General features: G+C 59.7%; 15 protein-coding genes, 2 pseudogenes, 1 CRISPR repeat array and 1 other annotated feature. Of the genes and pseudogenes, 6 read left to right on the plus strand and 11 right to left on the minus strand.

Going from position 1 to position 19,675, the window contains the following annotated elements:
- The 3 genes from GHK24_RS05785 to GHK24_RS05795 all read right to left on the minus strand — a co-directional run.
- Nucleotides 1–153: transposase (locus tag GHK24_RS05785; RefSeq protein ID WP_153468888.1), on the minus strand; the 153-nt coding region annotated here is incomplete at its 3' end.
- Between the two features lie 604 nt (nucleotides 154–757).
- Nucleotides 758–985 (minus strand): hypothetical protein, encoded by a 228-nt coding sequence (locus GHK24_RS05790; protein ID WP_153470457.1) that lies wholly within the window; start codon nucleotides 983–985, stop codon nucleotides 758–760.
- An 84-nt stretch (nucleotides 986–1,069) separates the two neighbouring features.
- Nucleotides 1,070–1,531 carry a hypothetical protein gene (locus GHK24_RS05795; RefSeq protein WP_153470460.1) on the minus strand — a complete coding sequence of 154 codons (462 nt, stop codon included), beginning with the start codon at nucleotides 1,529–1,531 and terminating at the stop codon, nucleotides 1,070–1,072.
- Nucleotides 1,532–1,761: 230 nt separating this feature from the next.
- Here GHK24_RS05795 and GHK24_RS05800 point away from each other — a divergent pair.
- Nucleotides 1,762–2,924, plus strand: a pseudogene (locus GHK24_RS05800) (IS3 family transposase); the annotation flags it as partial.
- Nucleotides 1,989–2,105 (plus strand) — a sequence feature (AL1L pseudoknot). (Overlaps the previous pseudogene by 117 nt.)
- Nucleotides 2,925–3,004: 80 nt before the next feature.
- Nucleotides 3,005–6,696: direct repeats of the CRISPR family, unit length 28 nt; unit sequence TTTCTGAGCTGCCTACGCGGCAGTGAAC.
- Between the two features lie 129 nt (nucleotides 6,697–6,825).
- On the opposite strand, the gene cas6f reads toward GHK24_RS05800, so the two are convergent.
- From cas6f to cas1f, 6 genes are read right to left on the minus strand one after another with little or no spacing between them, the layout of a single operon-like run.
- Complete coding sequence (cas6f, locus tag GHK24_RS05805; RefSeq protein ID WP_153470463.1) at nucleotides 6,826–7,389, minus strand: type I-F CRISPR-associated endoribonuclease Cas6/Csy4; 564 nt, start codon at nucleotides 7,387–7,389, stop codon at nucleotides 6,826–6,828.
- Between the two features lie 4 nt (nucleotides 7,390–7,393).
- A complete protein-coding gene (gene csy3, locus GHK24_RS05810; protein ID WP_153470466.1) occupies nucleotides 7,394–8,431 on the minus strand; it encodes a type I-F CRISPR-associated protein Csy3 in 1,038 nt (345 codons plus the stop codon).
- 21 nt (nucleotides 8,432–8,452) lie between these two features.
- On the minus strand, nucleotides 8,453–9,499 hold the full coding sequence (gene csy2, locus GHK24_RS05815) for a type I-F CRISPR-associated protein Csy2 (RefSeq protein WP_153470469.1): 1,047 nt from the start codon (nucleotides 9,497–9,499) through the stop codon (nucleotides 8,453–8,455).
- Nucleotides 9,489–10,805 carry a type I-F CRISPR-associated protein Csy1 gene (gene csy1, locus GHK24_RS05820; RefSeq protein WP_153470472.1) on the minus strand — a complete coding sequence of 439 codons (1,317 nt, stop codon included), beginning with the start codon at nucleotides 10,803–10,805 and terminating at the stop codon, nucleotides 9,489–9,491. The genes csy2 and csy1 overlap by 11 nt, the downstream gene beginning before the upstream one ends.
- A gap of 59 nt (nucleotides 10,806–10,864) precedes the next feature.
- Nucleotides 10,865–14,281 carry a type I-F CRISPR-associated helicase Cas3f gene (cas3f, locus tag GHK24_RS05825; protein WP_153470475.1) on the minus strand — a complete coding sequence of 1,139 codons (3,417 nt, stop codon included), beginning with the start codon at nucleotides 14,279–14,281 and terminating at the stop codon, nucleotides 10,865–10,867.
- Nucleotides 14,278–15,288, minus strand: a complete 1,011-nt coding sequence (gene cas1f / locus GHK24_RS05830) for a type I-F CRISPR-associated endonuclease Cas1f (protein ID WP_153470478.1) — start codon at nucleotides 15,286–15,288, stop codon at nucleotides 14,278–14,280. Before cas1f ends, cas3f begins: the two co-directional genes overlap by 4 nt.
- Before the next feature lie 168 nt (nucleotides 15,289–15,456).
- Between cas1f and GHK24_RS05835 the strand changes: the two are divergent.
- Nucleotides 15,457–16,385 (plus strand): annotated as a pseudogene (locus GHK24_RS05835) (integrase core domain-containing protein).
- 143 nt (nucleotides 16,386–16,528) lie between these two features.
- On the opposite strand, the gene GHK24_RS05840 reads toward GHK24_RS05835, so the two are convergent.
- Nucleotides 16,529–16,789, minus strand: a complete 261-nt coding sequence (locus GHK24_RS05840; protein ID WP_153470481.1) for a DUF1640 domain-containing protein — start codon at nucleotides 16,787–16,789, stop codon at nucleotides 16,529–16,531.
- Nucleotides 16,790–16,891: 102 nt separating this feature from the next.
- Nucleotides 16,892–17,260, minus strand: coding sequence for a hypothetical protein (locus tag GHK24_RS14005; protein WP_228384562.1), 369 nt, complete (start codon nucleotides 17,258–17,260; stop codon nucleotides 16,892–16,894).
- Between the two features lie 241 nt (nucleotides 17,261–17,501).
- Here GHK24_RS14005 and GHK24_RS05850 point away from each other — a divergent pair, with 241 nt between their 5' ends.
- The 4 genes from GHK24_RS05850 (at nucleotide 17,502) to GHK24_RS05865 (ending at nucleotide 19,526) form a co-directional block, all read left to right on the plus strand.
- Nucleotides 17,502–18,128 (plus strand): TonB-dependent receptor domain-containing protein, encoded by a 627-nt coding sequence (locus GHK24_RS05850; RefSeq protein WP_153470484.1) that lies wholly within the window; start codon nucleotides 17,502–17,504, stop codon nucleotides 18,126–18,128.
- Complete coding sequence (locus GHK24_RS05855; protein WP_153470487.1) at nucleotides 18,103–18,645, plus strand: hypothetical protein; 543 nt, start codon at nucleotides 18,103–18,105, stop codon at nucleotides 18,643–18,645. Before GHK24_RS05850 ends, GHK24_RS05855 begins: the two co-directional genes overlap by 26 nt.
- Nucleotides 18,646–18,844: 199 nt before the next feature.
- Nucleotides 18,845–19,249, plus strand: coding sequence for a hypothetical protein (locus GHK24_RS05860; RefSeq protein WP_153470490.1), 405 nt, complete (start codon nucleotides 18,845–18,847; stop codon nucleotides 19,247–19,249).
- A 28-nt stretch (nucleotides 19,250–19,277) separates the two neighbouring features.
- On the plus strand, nucleotides 19,278–19,526 hold the full coding sequence (locus GHK24_RS05865) for a hypothetical protein (RefSeq protein ID WP_153470493.1): 249 nt from the start codon (nucleotides 19,278–19,280) through the stop codon (nucleotides 19,524–19,526).
- Nucleotides 19,527–19,675: the final 149 nt, after the last annotated feature.

Raw genomic sequence — 19,675 nt, forward strand, 5'->3', positions numbered from 1 at the left:
CTCGTCGGCATCCAGGACGCCGTACTGCTTGCGCCAGCTGTAGATCGTCTGCTCGCTGATGCCGTGCTTCTTCGCAATCTCTGCGACCGGCGCCTTGTCCGCTTCGCGCAGGATCGTCACCATTTGGGCTTCGCTGAATCGACTCTTCCTCATGACTTCCTCTCTTCAAGGAAGCCATCCTCTCAAGTTTTAGATGGTCCGAAAATCTCCGGGCAGGTCAGCTGAACCGCTACAATGTCAATTTACCGTACTTATAAAATGAAATTTGACGGTGCCTCTGTGTGACAGCAGGCGATCGCCATTCGCTGACTTTTTTCTTGGGAGCACCGCGTTCGTCCGCGTAACAGTCGGAGGTGTCGCATGGCAACGCGCGATACTCACATTTCGCTTGAGCGGACCGAGGCGCTAGAGCTTCGACGACATCCCTTCGCTTGCATCGAAAGAGGTCCCAAGCCCCGATTCATGGTCAGCCCGCTACTTCGCGACAGGTTCGCATGGCGTCTCGCAAGGAAGAAGGATTTTCCCGTCTCTGTCAGACCGTATGGCCGGCACTATTCATAAGATCAAGGCAGCACATAGAGAAGCCCCCGCGTAACCAGACAAGATCGATTACTTCCTGTAGAAATCAGTAATCTTCTTCTTGACCTGCGAATCGACAATGCCACTCGAATCAGGCTGAGAAGGGAGTTTTACCGAATTCATCACGTTCCCAAGAAAATCCGTCATATCAATTTTAGAAAAATCCAAATTTTGAAAATCACCGGCGGTAAAACCTGAACAATCGGATCAACCCTGACCCGAAAGATGCCGATTGCGGCGCGTTGGTCGTATAGCCAGGTAATGTAGCGGTATCGGTCTGCTGGATGAGGTTGCGGCTCGAACCTGCTTGTGTAGCCGCAAACTCCTTACCATCAGAAAAAGCATCCGCGAGCGCGGCACCAGAAAATACAAATAATCCGGCGGCAACAAGCAACGTTTTGTTCATCAAGACTTCCTTGGCGATGAAACCAATTCTCTGCGAACCGATACCTCAGAGGCGAGTTAAAAATCAAGAAGGCACTGGCAAGGACTATTTAACGGGCAGGCATGGCGTCTCACAGGGAAGCAGGAGTTTTCCGTCCTTGTCAGACGTAAGAATTACCCAGCTTTTCGGGTAAAGCTTCTCGGAACCTTCCCATGCAGGGCGACTAAAGAAATCAGCCCCGAAGAATCGTCGCCCCTCCATGTCTGCCAGAGTATCATCGTGATTGGCATAAAAAACATCGATCGCGGGCTCTTGAAGAGACGCAGCAGCCGTCCCAAACACAACATCAGCCGCAGCACCGACCGCAGCACCGGCGGGACCAACAACCCCAAAGACACTGGTAAGAACCCCGTCATTTCTCGACATGGAAAATTCGCCACCAGTCCGTTTGATCGACTTCAAATAAACAAGCTTTTCACCACCCGGACCTTCTCGCGGGGTAAACATCGAACAACCAGACAAGGCAACAGCGGCAGCAATCGCCAGAACAAACCCTCTCGATCTCATGACAACCTGCCGTTAAAAAATCTTAGTTTAACCTAGTGCCCGTATTTAGTGGTTGATGCAGAGTGATCATACTGCATAGCATTCCACAACTTGATGGTCGGATCGTTTAAAAATTTTCCTGCGGGGCGGTGTGAATCGCCCCGGGTTTTGCGGAGGCTCCAGTCTTTGAGAAGATGGAGCCACTATGAGACAGAAACCGACGAAGTACTCCCCTGAAGCGCGCCGTCCGCATGGTGTTCGAGTCGCGAGGCGACTACGGGTCACAGTGGGCGGCGATCGAGTCGATCGCCGCCAAGATCGGTTGCAGCGCGCAAACGTTGTGCAATTGGGTTCGCCAGTTCGAGCGTGACACTGGCCAGCGCGACGGCGTGACCAGCGCCGACGCGGCACGTATCAAGGCACTGGAACGCGAGAATCGCGAGTTGAAGAAGGCCAACGAGATCCTGCGGCTGGCGAGCGCGTTTTTCGCCCAGGCGGAGCTCGGCCGCCGCTTCAAATCGTGAGGGCCTTCATCGACGAGCACCGGGAACGTCTCGGGGTCGAGACGATCTGCAAAGCCTTGCAGGTTGCCCCGTCCGCGTATCGGCGCCATGCCGCACGACGACGCCATCCGGAACTTCGCTGCGCGCGCGACCGGCGTGACGAAGTATTGGGCGAACAGGTCGAACGTGTCTGGCAGGCCAACCTTCAGGTCTATGGTGCCGACAAGGTGTGGCGGCAACTCAATCGCGAAGGCATCCCGGTCGCCCGCTGCACGGTCGAGCGGCTCATGCGTCGGCAAGGCTTGCGTGGCGCGATGCGGGGCAAGCCGGTGCGCACCACGCGCCCCGATCCGTCTGCTCCGTGCCCACTGGATCGGGTCAATCGCCAGTTCGCTGCCGTCCGGCCCAACCCGCTGTGGGTTGCCGATTTCACCTACGTTTCGACCTGGCAGGGCTTCGTCTATGTCGCCTTCGTCATCGACGTGTTCGCGCGCTTCATCGTCGGCTGGCGGGTCAGCCGCAGCATGCATACCGATTTCGTTCTTGATGCCCTGGAGCAGGCGCTGTATGCCCGACAGCCAGACCGCAATACGCTGATCCATCACAGCGACCGCGGCGCTCAGTACGTCTCGATTCGCTACTCCGAGCGACTGGCGGAAGCCGGCATCGAGCCTTCGGTGGGCAGCAAGGGCGACAGCTACGACAACGCGCTGGCCGAGACCATCAACGGCCTATACAAGGCCGAGGTAATCCACCGCCGCGGGCCATGGAAGCACAAGGAATCCGTCGAGCTCGCCACGCTCGAATGGGTCTCATGGTTCAATCATCATCGATTGCTTGAGCACATCGGCTATATTCCTCCTGCCGAAGCTGAGGCACTCTATTACCGCAGTCACCGTGAGCAGGTCCTCACCCCTGACTCAAACCAAATGGCCTCCGCGATTTCCGGGGCGATTCACTCCGGCACGTCGGCGGGCGTCAGGCGCAAGCGTTTCTGAGCTGCCTACGCGGCAGTGAACACGACATGGGATGTAGGGGGCAGGATCGGATCTTTCTGAGCTGCCTACGCGGCAGTGAACGCACCAATGTTGTGGTGGTCAACTTTGCTCCATTTCTGAGTTGCCTACGCGGCAGTGAACCTTTTCAAGCTTGCGGCGCTGTGTGGGCGTCATTTCTGAGCTGCCTACGCGGCAGTGAACCACGACGCATGCCTTGTAGGTACAACGGGTTGTTTCTGAGCTGCCTACGCGGCAGTGAACCTCGTCAGCGACCCCGAAACTAAGCCGTATGTTTTCTGAGCTGCCTACGCGGCAGTGAACGAGGCCATCCGCATGGCGCTGACCGGCGAGACTTTCTGAGCTGCCTACGCGGCAGTGAACAACCGCGTTACGCGCGACCAGATTGCGCGCAATTTCTGAGCTGCCTACGCGGCAGTGAACGCGGAGCGCGTGCTGTGCCTGCTGCCGCTCGTTTTCTGAGCTGCCTACGCGGCAGTGAACCTACCGGCAGAACTCGGGCGCTTGCTCTTGCTTTTCTGAGCTGCCTACGCGGCAGTGAACCGAGGGAATCGAAGCATGACTTTTACCGAACATTTCTGAGCTGCCTACGCGGCAGTGAACGTCTTGCGCAGCCCGTCGATGATCTTGGTGTATTTCTGAGCTGCCTACGCGGCAGTGAACGGCTACTTCGGCGATGAGGCGGCAGCCGTCGATTTCTGAGCTGCCTACGCGGCAGTGAACGGGGACGCTTACACCGCTTGGCTTTTTGATTGTTTCTGAGCTGCCTACGCGGCAGTGAACTGGCGGGCGCGGCGCGGCGTCGGGCCGGATGATTTCTGAGCTGCCTACGCGGCAGTGAACTAATGACATTGCCGCCACGCTTGGGCCGAAATTTTCTGAGCTGCCTACGCGGCAGTGAACGCCAGGCTGGAGCGTAAAGCCTGATTTTGTCATTTCTGAGCTGCCTACGCGGCAGTGAACGCCGTCACTCACATCATTCTGCTGCCCGGACATTTCTGAGCTGCCTACGCGGCAGTGAACGTCGGGGGCTGCGGTTGCGCCATTGACGACGATTTCTGAGCTGCCTACGCGGCAGTGAACCCCCGCCCGAAACGCTGCGCGAACCGAGAAAATTTCTGAGCTGCCTACGCGGCAGTGAACGGGGTTGCCTCTACGGTCGGGGGTGCCGTGCATTTCTGAGCTGCCTACGCGGCAGTGAACGGCTACCGCGTTCGCGTCGCCGAGCAGGGAGGTTTCTGAGCTGCCTACGCGGCAGTGAACGAAGAGATCTGCGGCGGCAATTTCTTCGGCACTTTCTGAGCTGCCTACGCGGCAGTGAACGAGTCGCGGCACCTTGGGCATTTCTGCTTCTTTTTCTGAGCTGCCTACGCGGCAGTGAACCCGCCGAGCGCGATAATCTCGGCGTCAGGCTTTTTCTGAGCTGCCTACGCGGCAGTGAACGCGCCCCGATGGGTCAAAGCCGACTTCCGAAATTTCTGAGCTGCCTACGCGGCAGTGAACGACAGTCGTGGCGCACAACGCTGACTTCGATATTTCTGAGCTGCCTACGCGGCAGTGAACTCTTCGGAGTTATTCGAATCCTGCGCCCATGTTTTCTGAGCTGCCTACGCGGCAGTGAACATAGCCCGCACAAGGAGGACAAGGACGCTTGCTTTCTGAGCTGCCTACGCGGCAGTGAACGCAACGTCGGTGTAAAAAATCATCGCCCGCTTTTTCTGAGCTGCCTACGCGGCAGTGAACATTTCGACTTCACCCGACCTGGCCCCCCGCCGGTTTCTGAGCTGCCTACGCGGCAGTGAACGGAACCGGCTGCTTTACGCCACGCCCCGGATTTTTCTGAGCTGCCTACGCGGCAGTGAACGCAAAAGTCGACGACATCAAAGCGATGTTCGATTTCTGAGCTGCCTACGCGGCAGTGAACTCAATCCGCCTGACTTAGACCACGCCCCGGATTTTTCTGAGCTGCCTACGCGGCAGTGAACATACCGGAGCATGAGCGCGCGTTGGCCAAGGTTTTCTGAGCTGCCTACGCGGCAGTGAACGCGTAAGTCGCGTTGCCCTGGCCTGTCTTTATTTTCTGAGCTGCCTACGCGGCAGTGAACATTTACGTCCGGATTCAGCGTTCCGTCAGGGATTTCTGAGCTGCCTACGCGGCAGTGAACGCCGAGGCAGCCACACAAGTTGAGGCGGCGGATTTCTGAGCTGCCTACGCGGCAGTGAACGCCCGTGCCCGTCGCGGCGGCCGTCACGTATGCTTTCTGAGCTGCCTACGCGGCAGTGAACTTGTCGTAGCGGGCGGCGACGCCGACATAAGCTTTCTGAGCTGCCTACGCGGCAGTGAACACGGCAAGCCCGGAGCCGCAGGGGCAGCGCCGTTTCTGAGCTGCCTACGCGGCAGTGAACACTATCACGGTGCCCGCACGGGGCGCCCGACCTTTCTGAGCTGCCTACGCGGCAGTGAACGACGGCGGCGGCGATTTCGTCGCGGTCGCCAATTTCTGAGCTGCCTACGCGGCAGTGAACGCGCGGAAAGGCACGCTCATTCAGCCGCGCGATTTCTGAGCTGCCTACGCGGCAGTGAACGCGACCCGTGCCCCTCCTGCCCCGTCTGTGAGTTTCTGAGCTGCCTACGCGGCAGTGAACGCTGCTCGAAGCGTGGAATAGCGCGTTTGAGTTTTCTGAGCTGCCTACGCGGCAGTGAACACCTCTTTGATCTGAACGAGGCTGCACAGACTTTTCTGAGCTGCCTACGCGGCAGTGAACCCGTCGATAATCATTTTCCGAACTCCATAACATTTCTGAGCTGCCTACGCGGCAGTGAACCCGAAGCATCCGCCCTTTGCCCGGACCTGACATTTCTGAGCTGCCTACGCGGCAGTGAACCCTTAGCCATCGCGCACCGCGTCTGCTCAATCTTTCTGAGCTGCCTACGCGGCAGTGAACCGCCGGCCACATGCGCCAGCAGATCGGCGGGCTTTCTGAGCTGCCTACGCGGCAGTGAACTGTCGCCATGTCGAAGTGACGGTTCGCTCCCATTTCTGAGCTGCCTACGCGGCAGTGAACTCGCGGTCGCCGGCGAGAGACCAACTCACGACGTTTCTGAGCTGCCTACGCGGCAGTGAACTAAGCGTCCCGACGGTGACGCCGGCTCGAATTTTTCTGAGCTGCCTACGCGGCAGTGAACGGTGGCGAACGGTTTGTTCGCTTCTGTCTTATTTTCTGAGCTGCCTACGCGGCAGTGAACGTAGAAGGTCAGGGCATCACGCTTGAATCCGTTTTCTGAGCTGCCTACGCGGCAGTGAACTCTGAGCCATCAGACGGACGTAATTGTTGGTCTTTCTGAGCTGCCTACGCGGCAGTGAACTTGCATATTTCTAACCTAATTTGCGCCAATGTTTTCTGAGCTGCCTACGCGGCAGTGAACGGATCTCAATCAGGGTTCGTTCAACTCCACGCTTTCTGAGCTGCCTACGCGGCAGTGAACGGGCCGCAGACGGTAATGACGGTCGGCATCAATTTCTGAGCTGCCTACGCGGCAGTGAACGCGCGCCCTTGAGCCGACAATTCGCGCCGAACTTTCTGAGCTGCCTACGCGGCAGTGAACGTAATAGTCGGGCGTGCCCCAATTCTGCGTGGTTTCTGAGCTGCCTACGCGGCAGTGAACTAGCCAGTTGAAAATCCAAGTGCTTGTCTTACTTGTGTTATCGCCAACATCCCCTATTTTCACCCTCGCAAAAAAAAGTGCGCAACTCCACGAAAAATCATGAAGTTGCGCGGAAGGTTTAAAAAAGGGTCAGAACCAAGGGATGGTTGCGGTGGTACTCAAACCGTAGGTGTTGAACTCGCCGCTCACGTTGCTCGACTGCGGCTCCCCCAAGCGCAGGAAAAGGCGAAATTTCTGCCCGGTACTGGCGCTCGCGAGATGCAAGTAGGGCAAGCGCAGCATCTCGGTCGCCGTGTCGGGGATGCGTTGCACGACCTCCTCTTCGGTGAATCCGTGCCGCCGCATCTGTCGGCGGCGCAGCCGCTCGGGACTGCTCTTGGCCTGCACGCGGCGCAAGGTTCGTGCTTTTGCATGAGCGGGAATTGCGGCGATTGGACTGACGATCACGTGATCGCGCAAGGCCAGCATCCAGTCCACAGCTATCAGCGCACTGAGGTCTTCCTCGGGGCCAATAAGGCGCAAGGTCGTTCCCAGTTGCGGAGGTGCCGTGGAATAGCCGGGAAAACTGACGGCGATACGACCGTCGCTTCGTTGCACCAAAGCCCGGTGCAGCTTGGCGTACAGTGCGCTCAGCAGTTGGGATGGAGGCAACTCGGGATCTGGCCGAAGGCTGAAATCAAGGTAGTGAGTCATTGCCTCAATCCTTGCCGGCGTCACCGAATACGCCACCGCGGATCAGCGTGGCGATCACGAAGTGTTGTTGCTCCGGCTCCGGTGCATTGTCCTTGAGCAGCCAGTTGTCGAGCAGCGTGTAGAAGTCCTGTTTGTCGGTAGGCTTGCGGCAGGCCTTGCCCAGCGTGGTGACTGAACCGTAGGGCTCGACCGCGATGGGGCCAAGTTCAGCGACTTCCCGGTGCCAGGTGTCGATGGTTCGCAGCGCGTTGCCCAGCTTCTGCGAGTGGATACCGGCCACCCCCTGCACCTGGTAGAGCGTCTTGCTCTTCTTGCTGTTGCCCTTGTCGAGGATGAGTTCCTGCGAGGGATACACTTCCTGGCCGGCGCCGATGCGCGCAAATGCGGTGACTTGCAGCAATACGTGCCCTTTGCCTGCCAAGCCCTGCGCGATCACTTCTGCCAGCGCCTGCAACTCGGCGGCAACTGAAGTCGGCGCCTCAAATTCGCGCAGCGAGAGAGTCAGCGCGTCGAAGGTCCACGTGCGCGCCGCCGTTCCTCGAACCAATTGCCGAATCTGCACCTCGACCTGTTCGGCGCCAACACGGTTGCGCCAGAGGAAACGCGCGTTCGCCAGATTGTGCGCGTAGCGCCGTGCCAGTTCGCCGAAACCGTAGTCGTCGACATAGGCCTGCACGGTAGCGAGCAGCTTGCTCCGATAGTCGGCGTTGTTGCAGGCCGAAGGCGTGCCGGTGCCACCCAGCACGCGCAAGCTGAACTCCACCTTCAAGGTATCGGCTTCGGCCGGGAGTGCTGCGACGTCGACCGTCTGCAGATTGGGGTTTTCGATGGCGGCGTCGAGCTTGACCGGATCCTGATCCTTGGTCTTGAGCCGGTTCGAGATCGTGCCGCGCACGGATTTCTCGCGGATGCCGAGCGGCGTCCAGGCGGCACCTTCGGCACGTTGCGCCCACGCGCCTGCGGAAAACAGTGCATCGGAGGGGTCGAGCTTGCGTTCGAAGGCGAGGACGGATGCAGTCTTGAGCGTGTCGGCTTTGGCCATTTGTATTCTCCTTTGATCGAATCAGACGGAAGCTTCGGCCAAGCGGGCCGGAGTTGGCGGGGTGTAGTCGTTACGGCAGCAGTACAGATCGATTTCGCCCTCGGCGTCAGCGGCGATATCGGGTTGAGTCGTTGGGTACCAGAAGAGATCGTCGAGGCGATGCAGGCGGTGCGGGCTGATCCATTGGCCGATCGACCACACCGTTTCGACAAAGCGAAATGGCGTTTCCTTGTCACGCGCACCGGCGACGCTGCCCGCCGGATGCACGGGCGACAGCGCGGCAAAGCCGACTGGAATCGGCACCGTCCAGCCGATACGGGTGTCGCTGACCCACTCGACCGTCGGCTCGGTCTCGCCGTTCTTTGGTGGGCGCTGCACGGCGCGTTGCGTCCAACTGGCAAGTTCGAGCCACGCGTCGAGGGCACTGGCCTCGGGCTGCTCTTCCCGCAGCTTGGCCAGGCGATCAAGCAAGAGATCGTCGCGAGAGACCAGAGCGAATCCCGGCAAGCAACGACGGGCGAGTCGTCGAAACTGTTTGCTGCGAGCCTCTTCCTGCGAGTCGTCGTAACGCAGTTCCAGAAGCGGGCGTCGGAACTGGCGTGCACTGCCGGGCAAGGGTGGCATCACGCTGCCGCCGGCAACGCGCATGCCGGCCAGTTCGTGAGCCACACGCTCGGCCAGCAACTGCGCTTCGGCTTCGCTGCGATGCGCATCGTCCACATTCACCTCGAAAACGAGCGTCAGATCCAGATGGACGCGGCCTTCCTCGACGATGCCGGCGGTGCTGCCGTCGCGAAGCACCGGGTTGCGCGTCAGATGAAAGGCGCGCGTATAGCCGCTGTCGGTGACCTGCGCTTCGAAGCCGTGGCAGACGACGCCGACGCCGAAGAAGGCAATTCCGGCATCGCGGCCAAGCCGGCGTTCCAGCGCGGTCATCAGTCCCGTGAAGGCGGTGATTGACGGAAAGCCCCAGGTCATCGGACTTGAGATGGCGTTGGCGTTCTGCACGCGCAGGTGCGGCACGACCAGTACCGCCGGGTTTTGCGGCACGTTCGCTTCATTGCTCATGGGCGACCTCCTCTTGCATGTCGTGCAATGGCTCGCGCGCCAGCTTGCGCCAGTGCAGGAATTCCGGATCGCCCACCGGCAGCGGCTCGCGCAGTTGGGCATTCAGCCAATTGGCGAAGTCGGCGGCGACGCGATCGACGGCATCGTCGACCGTCAGGCCAGAGCCAAGCGGGTCAAGAAAGGCGCGCTGCGCCTCCGGCAATTCGCATTCCGGCGCCGCGCTCCAGCCCGGCTCTAGGGTTCTCAGTTCTGCGCTGAACTGCACCAGTTCGTCGATCAGCGCCAGGACGATTTCGTCGCGGGTCTGGCGCGTGCGGACGTTGCTCGAAGTTGTTTCGACCAGGAAGCCGCGCAGTTGCTTGACCAGATTGCGAACTGCGAGGCGGGCGCCGTAGCGCTTGAACAGCGAAGCGGTGCCGTACAGCGGTTTGACCTCCAGCGAGCGCCACAGTGGCGGAAACGAGGCGAGCAGGCAGTTGTCGCCCCGGCGCTCGCTGTTGAGCTGGCTGATGTTCTGTGGCTTGGTTCCGCCGAGCGTCTGGATGGCGAGGTTCGGGTATTCACGCACCGGTCGTTCATGAAAGACGCCCTGCTTGCGTGCCTCGCGCGCTGCTCTGGCTTCGTCGCCAAAACGGTCGTCCTGCAACTTCTGATAGACCCGGTGCGCCAACGACGTTGGATAGAGCGGCGCCAGCAGGTGGTAGCTGGCATCGTCGTGCGGATCGTCGGCAACCAGCCAGTAGATCTGCTTTGCTAGGGTGTGCGAGGCAGGCTTGTTGCAGCGAGGAGAGTCGATTCGAGCAAATGCCTCTGCCCACTTGGCGGATTGTTCGGATGATCCGCCCAACGCTGCGATGGCATCAGGGTCGCGATTTTTCAGCAGATTCAGAACACTTGAGCCTTCAAACTCGGCATTCAACAGCAAGAATATTTCGTAAGTTTTCTTGTTGAAAGCGCCATTCCCCGTAGCATCAACGTCGAACTCATCGCCAAGCACGTGAGAGCCCACATATGCGACTTTCGCCAGATCGCTAGGCGTGACGAGGATGTTGGTGGCTTTCTTGACCTCAGGATCGGGATGGATTCCCTTTAGGATATGAGTGGCCATCTGTATCTGAGTAACGCATACCGCACCACTCTCGATAAGGGAGGGTAAGTGAAAGCGCTCTCTCTGTTTCTTCCGCTCCTTTTCGATCTCGCTGGCGGAACCTGTCAATCGTTCGAGCACTTGGCTCAGTCGCATCTCCGTATGCTTCGACAGCACTGCGCGGATGTCAGATGCTCTGGATGTAAGCGGTGGTGACATTCAATTCCTCCCTGAACTGTTGAATACGGACTCAAATGGCGGCAATGGTTTGCGGTGTGTCACTTATTTATCGAAAAACCTAATGTCGGGTGATAAAGCCAGCCGGTCTCATTCTCCGGTACGGTGACGACGCCGAAGCGCTTCGCGCACTTGTCGAGTGGTAAGTCAAGTTCGGTCGCTAGTTGGGCCAGCGTTGCGAGGTAGTCGGTGATGCCCCAAGGCTCGATACCGCTGCCGCGTACGGCTTCATCCGCGATACGCACGTGCAATGAACGATCGACGCGCACATAGACACTCTCGGCGCGGTGCGCGTCTTTCGTGCTGTTGATCCGGTGCAGCAGGAAGTCGTCGCCGTCCTCGTTCGGCAGGAGAGCCAGATCGACCTGGTGCACGCCGATATCGCTGCGGAATGGCTGCATTTGTTGTAGCAAGGCCGTCGTCAAGGCGTCCTCGGGTTTTGAATTCCACCAAGTCGCGGCACTAAGCGGCGACTGAACGGCTTGCGCCGACCGGCGCGAGCGCCTTCCGCCATCGACCGGCCAGGATGGCTGTCCCAGCATGGTGGCGCGCATGCGGCTGTGCTCCAGATCGACAAGGCTCTGCCGGGGCTGGAGAGCCTCGGGTGCCGGCGCGACGATGCGCGGGCGCGCGTCGATTACCTCCCATTCCTGGACTCGCAGCAGTTGCGCGAGGTCGTGCGAGTGCAGACGGAACTGGCCGGTGTCCTGCTCGAACCCCGGCCATTTGAACGAGGCATCGTTCGGTTGGCGGAAGTTTCGCAGGTTGCTCCTGAATACTAGGATGTTCGGGTGCTCGACCTTTCCGGGGCGATGACGACGCACGCGTCCGGCCAACTGGATCAGCGAGCGCATGGACGAAGGCTCGACGACTGCCCAGTCGTAGTCGTGGTCGCGCCCGACCTCGGTAACCGGCGAGCCGAGCACGACAAAAATCTGGTTCGCCTCGCCCGTGGTGTCGAGCCGCGTGCGGATGTCGGCGTCGCGGAAAACAGCTTCGGGGTCGTGCCGCTGCAGGACGCGGTCGAGTTGCCGCTCGATCGCCGAACGGATCAGCAAGGGGTGGCGGGCATGATATACGCACAGATGGACGCGCGTTCCGGCGGGAACACCGGCTTTGTAGAGTGCCAGCGCGACGTCGATCATCGGCTCGATATTGGCCATGCGCACGAGACCGAAACTGACTCGCTTACCGCCAAGCGGGTCAATGCTGTGGTGACGCTTGTGCAGCGCCAGTGCCGCACTCAGAATCTCCGAGGCAAAAGCTTGAGCCATTTCCTTCGCGTCCCTGGGCAGGCTCGGTAAGGGCAGCAGAGCGCCGCGCCGACGCGGATCGGCAGCCAGTTTTGCCAATTCGGCATGGCGGCGTTCGGCAAAGCGCTGATGGTTCTGTTGGAATGTCGACGCCTCTGCGCAATCGGCTTGCTGCTGGTGGAACTCGTCGATCCAGGCGCAGCAGATCGCAGGCGGCGCCTCCGCGCTTCCGGGTCGCGAGCCGCGGTTGCGCTGGAAGTGCTGGCGACCGTTGCGATAGGCCTCGAACAGCCCTTGCACCAGCGCCGGCGGCAGCGTTGCCGACGACAACAGGACACGCGCACCGAGCAGACCGGCCCAGTGCACCAGCCGGGTGAGCGCGGGAAGGTCGCTGATGTCGAAATCGTCGGGCTCGTCGAGCACCAGATCGCTGCTCATCAGGCGCAGCATCGGCGCGATCTGTCGACCACCGCGCTGGCTCTCAGTGGCGGGAGTCAAGTGGTCGATCGTGCAGACGAGCAACGGCGCCAGCAGCAGCGAACGTACCTGTTGATCGGCGATTGCCCGGCGCAGGAAGGGATGATCCTCGACACGGCTGTCGCCCTCGAAGCAGACTTCGCCGTCTTCGTCGAGCAGGGACTGGCTCGACGCAGAACCGCTCGCTTCGGCCTGCGACTCGAAGTGCTCGAACAGTGCGCGACTTGCCGAGCCACCGACACGGATGGCGAGGTCGTCGTCACTCAAGCCGAGGAGGTCGCGAAAGGCGTGGCCGGTCTGCAAGGTCAGCGTGCGCAAGCCGAGCGCGAAAGCGCAGCGCATTCCCTGCTCCGGGTCGGCCAGCGCGTCCATCACGCGCGCATTGGCCAGCGTCTTGCCGCAGCCGGTCGAGGCCATGTTGATGATGAAGGCGCCATGCTCTTTGGCACGATCGCGCATGCCGCCGGCGACCTCCGCCGCCTTGTCCTGCCAGCGAAAGCGCTCGTCCTTCACGCGCTGGCGCAGGCGTCGCCGGCGCCCGAGGCGCGGCAGGCGCTCTCCAAAACGGGGCAGGAAGCGCGCAATCTCGGCACTGAGTTTGGCAACGCCGACGAGGTGTTCGTCAAGCGGCTGGTTGTAGCGGACGGCGTGCGTGTCCTGCGACTGCTTGGAACGCCCGTCGGTCCGGAGCGTGTTGGCGTACAGCGTATTGCCGGGCGTCACGACCACGCGCTTGCCCTCATCTTCCAGTGCGGAATAATGGTGGTCGGCCAACATCAGGCACAAACGGCTAAGGTGCATCACGTAGGGATTGGCCAGCGGTGGCGCAACAGCGCCGCGCTCCACCATCGCCAGCAGATGCCTGGCAAGGCGCGCAGCTCGCTGCCGCCATGCCTCGGTGCTCACCGAAAGTCCTTGGGGGAATTTCCAGTAGGGGGCCAGTGCCGCAGGATCGGCGCCCCGGAAATCTCGCTCGTTCCAACTGGGATCAAGAAGTGTCAGCACGTCGCGCAACTGCGAAGCTGCGGGAGCCTCTTTGCCCGGCCACTCGGGCAGACGGTGGTGGGTAAGAACCAGCCAGCCCAAGGCTTGCGCGAGCGGCGCTTGGTGCAAGGACTTGAACGGGGAAGCGGCTCCGGCGACAGCGTCTAGACCGTCGCGGTACAGGAGCCTGCCTTTCCAGCTTTCGTCCCCATGCTCGGGAAGTGTGCCCAGACGCGCCAGCCAAGCAGCATCGTCATCGTCGCCGACGAAGGTTGCGAACAGGCGGAGCGATACCCATTCATGGCGGATCAAGTTGTGGCCGGCAATCTTTCCGGCCAGACGCAACTGAAAGGCGGCGATGGCCTTACCCAGATCGTGCAAAAGACCGGCGAGGTCGGCGAGTAGGCGAATCAGCTCGCCGGTGTGCCAATCGTTCTCGTCATGCTGGCGCAGCACGTCGTGCTGCGTGGCGTTGGTCGGCACCGCTCCCTGCGCGTTGAAGCGGCTGCGGTCGCCGACGACCCATAGCAACTCAGAATGGTCCAGGCCACGTATCCAGTGGCACGCGACGGCCGTATTCTTGCGCGCGCTCCTGCGCAACAGCCGATGCAGGGTTTGCAGCCCGTCATTGGTGATGGGCGTCTGCCAGGTCCGATCGCCGCGGCGCTCGGCGAACTGGTCGAGAATGCGCCGGGTTTCGGTAAGAGCCCGCTTGTCGCACTGCGAGATCAGCAGCACGTTCATTGATTGGCGTTTCCGTGATCATCGGGCAGCTTCGCCGCCAGTTGCCCCACGGTCAGTGCCGTGGCCTTGACCGTGTCGATCATGAAGTCGAGCGACTGGGTGCGCGTGAGCGCTTCGATGCATGCCTGCCGAAACTCCTGCTCGGAATGACCTTTCATCGCCGAGACGAAGGCCTGCGGCAAGATCACCGAGTCCTTGATGAGGTCGGCGATGTCGAAGACGAGAGCCCCACGCCGAGTCTTGCCGTGCATCACGGCGAGACCGTGCGGCAAGCCGAGAACCCACGCTGCCGTCGCTCCGAGGCCATAGGCGAGGTAGTTGCCATGATCGAGGAAGCGGTTGGCGGCATCCGAGCCCTCGCCGTTCTTGGCGCGGACGAAGTCGCCATAGCCGGTCGCGTCGCAGGCCAGTTTGAAAAGCTTCTTCGTCAAACGAGCTTCTTCCGTGAGGAGATTCGCGTTGTCGCTGACCGAGGCGATCATTTTCCGCGACTCGTCCAAAGCGGCGACAAGACGCTCGCGGGCGACGCAAAAGCCGGCATCGGCAAGCTGGCGATTGTCGCTCCAACTCGCGGCGATACGCGTCAGCCGCGCACGCTGGAAGCTCTTAGCGGCTTCCAGCCTGTGCGCTTCGTCGAACCAGAAACGAACCCAGTGCTGCAGGTACTCGGTCGGGCGATATTCGCTCTGCGGGGAAAACCACGAGACCTCGAAATCAGCCTCGTTGGCGCTGCACAGCGGCGTGCCGCCACCGCCCGAAAATCCGACCATCACTCCTGCCTTTGACAGTTCTCGTATCGCGGCCTGGGTGATGGAAGTTCCGGTCCCCAGCAGGAGAACTGTAGTGTTGGCGATGGGGATGTTCCAGTAGAGCGACTGCTTACCCTCGTCGGTCACGTACTCGACCCGCCCTCCGTTGACGAGCACGCGACAGTGCTCAATGTAGTAGAGGTTGGCGCGCTTGGAATGAAGGATCGTCTTGAGTTCAGAGGAAGCAAGTGGGGTCATGACATTTCATTGCATTAACCATATCGAGTATTGTGACCCCGCCCCTGGCTCAACCGATGCGCCTATCGGAAAATTTTTTCGTGTCATTGTCCTGACGACCGACGTCCCTCCCCGAATTGAGTAGCGTCTGACTTTAGAGTCCAATCCACGACGACAAGGAGATTGGACATGAAGAAGCGATTCAGCGAAGAACAGATCATTGGCTTCCTGCGGGAAGCGGAGGCCGGGATGCCGGTCGCGGAGTTGTGCCGCAAGCACGCCTTCTCGGAGGCGAGCTACTACCTGTGGCGGAGCAAGTTTGGCGGGATGAGTGTCTCGGACGCCAAACGCCTGAAGGAACTCGAAGCCGAGAACACCCGGCTGAAGAAACTGCTGGCCGAATCGCTCCTCGAGAACGAAATTGCCAAGGAGGCCCTGAGAAAAAAGTGGTGAGCGCACCGTCACGACGTGATCTGGTGCGCTACCTGATCGACCGGGGACTCAGCGAGCGACGCGCGCTGCAGTTCGTGGGCATGAGCCCAATCTCCTTCCGTTACCGGCCGGTGATGGATCGCAATACCGCCCTGCAGGCGAAGATCATCGCCCTGGCCCATCGCCACCGGCGCTACGGCGCCGGGATGATCTATCTGAAGCTGCGTCAGGCCGGAGAGGTCGTCAATCACAAGCGAGTGGATCGGCTCTATGGTTCCTGACGGGCGATGGGCGGTATGCAACTGACCCGGAAACTCGACCAGTTGGCGAAGACACGCGGACTGCCCAAAGCGATCCGGACCGATAACGGCAAGGAGTTCTGCAGCCGGGCGATGTTGAACTGGGCGCACGCGCGAGGAGTGCAGTTGTTCCTGATCGAGCCCGGCAAGCCGAATCAGAACGCTTACATCGAGTCGTTCAACGGGCGCTTCCGCGACGAGTGTCTGAACGAGCATTGGTTCACCAGCCTGCGGCACGCCCAGATCGTCATCGAACGCTGGCGCCGCGAATACAACGAGGAGCGACCGAAGAAATCTCTGGGCGGACTGACGCCGGCCGCCTATGCCAAATCACTCACCCGGAAATCGGCTACATTACCCCCGGACTCTAAAGCGCTCTGCTACTGAAAACGGGGGGACGTCGCAGGATATTAACTGGCATGGCAGCAGGCTAAACGGGCGAATTCTAGCCTTTTTTCACCTGCACCCCGTAGACGCGAAAAACCCTCGGCAGCAGAGCTGCGCGGGGGTTTGAGATTGCATAGAGTTGCTTAAAAGAAAGCCTTTACCACCAACGAAGCAACGCCAGCGACAATGGTGACGAGCATCCACTTCATCAGCTTGAGTTCCGACTTGATTTCGGCCATCTCAATCTTGATGTTGGTGATGTCATCTTTCGTAGCCAGAAGGCCAGAGGCCGATTCACCAGGCGCCGTTGCCAAAGCCTCCGCTTCCGCCTTGGCTTGCGCCTCTGAGATGCCTGCCGACTTCAGCTTTTCAACGTACCGCAGCGTATCGAATTGGATAGCCATACTAATTTCATAACTCCTTGACTTGTATGGTAGCAGAAACACGCACAGAGGAACCGGAGCCCCTCTCGCTGATGGGCTTCCGTTAAACGGACAAAAGCTGAATCAGCTTGCTGCGTACTTGAGCACGAGTGGCTTCGTCATAAATGCCTGCCAAAAGGTTGCCAACTTTCGAACGTACAGCCTCAGCGGTTGCGTCCGTGTTGCCAGCGGCAAGCGCGGTCTCAAGCTCTTCACCCAACTGTACAACTTGGTTTGATGACCCTCCGACAGCCACATAACAGCCAGGTCTTGCAGGTTTTCCAGCACTGAGTCCCAAGAGCAACTGCTGCTCTCGGAAATATTAGCGATGTACGCCTGACCATTGCCCGGATCGTTCTCATCGAGTTCGAACTCGCCGAACAGTGCTTTGATTACCGGGGTTACTTTGTCCAAAACCAGCACGCCGGTCATGTCGTAGTAGTTGTTTGCCATTTTGTAGCTCCTTGTGTGAAAGAAAAATACGCGGAGCCGCACCCTGTCGGGCACAGCGTACCCGCAAGGTTGTTGTTACCTGATGATTGGTGATGTCCTACACGGGAGTATAGGAACGTACATCCTTAGTTGTCGGTGCATGCACCACTAGAAAAGCGTCCGTCCACCGAAAACTCCAAAGGGTAATTTTTCGGGATGGGATTTTTCAGGACGACTGTCCACTAGAAAATCCGAAGCCCCGTTGAAACGACGGCTGCTTGATAACTGGAAACAGCCGGGCGACATCATGATGTTCGGTTACATCGCCGAAGAGGCGGACCGCCTGGATGATTTCCGTGAGCGAAACACAGGCCGGGAAATCATTCTCCCCCTTGTTGATCGAGTCCTCGGGAAAGGGAACTGTAAAGCCATGGTCGAGCGGGCTGGAATCCTGCTCCCCATGCAGTTCCGCCGAGGGTACGACAAGGCCAATTGCAAGTGCTGCATCAAGGGAGGCGAAGCGTATGGCTCCCTCGTCGGTGGCGTCAGTCTCGACCTTCAGCAGGCCCGCGATGACGCGACGGGCAAGCGGCTAGCCTACCGAGCCGAGCAGCAATTCAAAGCGCACCTCGCCTACAGCACCGGCGCGTTAAAAGTCGGCGGCGAATGGCAACTTGTCGGTGCTCGCTACAGCTACGACTACGCAGGCAACGCGCGTCTCCTTGATCGCTATTCCCGCATCAATGTGTCTGCCGACTACCGTCTTGACCGCGAATGGACACTGTTTGCACGCGCCAACAACGTTTCCGACAAAAAGTATGAGCTAGTGCGTAATTACGCTGCGCCGCGCGCCAGCTTCTTCGTTGGCGTTCGCTATCAACAGAAGTAGCCGCCGAGAAAAAATTTCCTCGTCACCGAACCCGCTGCTCCCCCGGCGGTTTTTTTTCGTCTCGCTTCGCACATTAGGTGTAGCCAGATTTACGGAGCCCCTGATGCAAATGAGCGAGCACTTTGAAAAACAGCCAGACTTATTCGCCGTCGAGCTGGCAGACGAATGCCGCCTTGAGCTCGATCCCCATCTGATCCTTGCCGCCGCCGGCGAGGCATTACGGCTTGCCGGAACATCCCGCGCTGCCGCCGCCGCCGGCTGGTTGTTTTCGCCGACGGCGGCGAAGGCTGGCGAAGAGTTCTGCGGCGTCGACGTGGACGTTGTATATCGCGCCGCCGGTTTCTCTGATGTCGAGAGCGCTCGGCAAAAGATCGCCGAGCACTTCTTCTTCCGGCTTCGCCGGATGCCCGTCGCAGTACTTGAATCAATTCTCGCCGATTGGCGCCGCGTCGGCCGGTCGGCGCCTGAAGCGATCGAGTCAGCGGCCTTCGCTGCCCGCCAACGCGCGGCGAGCTGACTTTCAGCTCCGAGAAAGGTAACCACCGTTGCGTTGGTCTGTCAGCGAACGGTGAGCTGATAGTCGTCAGCAATTTGCAAAGCACCACTCAGGAGAAATAAATGGGATTCATCCGCGCCGCGATATTTTTCTTTTGCACCGTTCCGACCGCTTCCGCGTGGTTGCCGATCGCACGCGACATGCTGCAAGTAGCCCTGCAATGAGCTTCGTCGTCATCGCAACTTTCGCCGTGCCAGAACGCCCTGAGCTGGTTCTATTGGCGCGAATAAGCGGCTTTACCTCTTCCGGAGAGGCCGAGTTTTTCATCGACACGCTTGACGGCGCCCAGATCGATACCCGCTATCCGGAACAGATTGCCATCTATCGAAAGAGCGAGAGGCTGCTAACTCTCGATGATCGCGATGTGCACCTACATATTCTCAATCATGCCGAGCACGGGTTTTATCCGTCCCGCCTCCCGCTGCATTTTTGGCTCCGCGTTTTCGCCTCGCCGCAGCGTTGGCATCTCACTGAAGCGAGTGCCGAGTACGAACTGCCGAAATGGTATTCCGAGCTTGAGTGGGGATGGGCATGCACAACCTCCCCAGAAGATGTGGACGAGTGATTTTTTCAACTAAGGTAAGGAGATGATCTTGAGCGACACCATTAGCAAACTTCTCGAACGGCAGCGCCGCCTCACCGAGCGCATTGCAGAAGAACGAAAGCGTGCGACCGAGCGTGAGCGCGCGGCGCTCGCTGCCAAAATCGAAAGGGCCGGGCGAGCGGTTCTCGATGCTGGCTTGATCGACATTCCTGCCGACCAGTTGGCGGCGCGACTAAAAATGATCGTGGCGCAAAGGGCGAAGGTTGAAATGTCCGGGGTGGCGACCGTGCAGCCCTGAAGATCGGGGAGAGAGCAGAAAAAAGGGGGCGAGAGCCCCTTTTTTTTTCGTCCGATGGAAAGACCGGCCAGAGAAAATCACCCCCGAAGTTTTTTGGGTCGGGCAGCAAAAAAACTGCTGCCCTAAGAGCATACACATTACGCAGCTTC

Origin of the sequence: Rhodocyclus gracilis (genome assembly GCF_009617575.1) — a bacterium.
GTDB lineage: Bacteria > Pseudomonadota > Gammaproteobacteria > Burkholderiales > Rhodocyclaceae > Rhodocyclus > Rhodocyclus gracilis.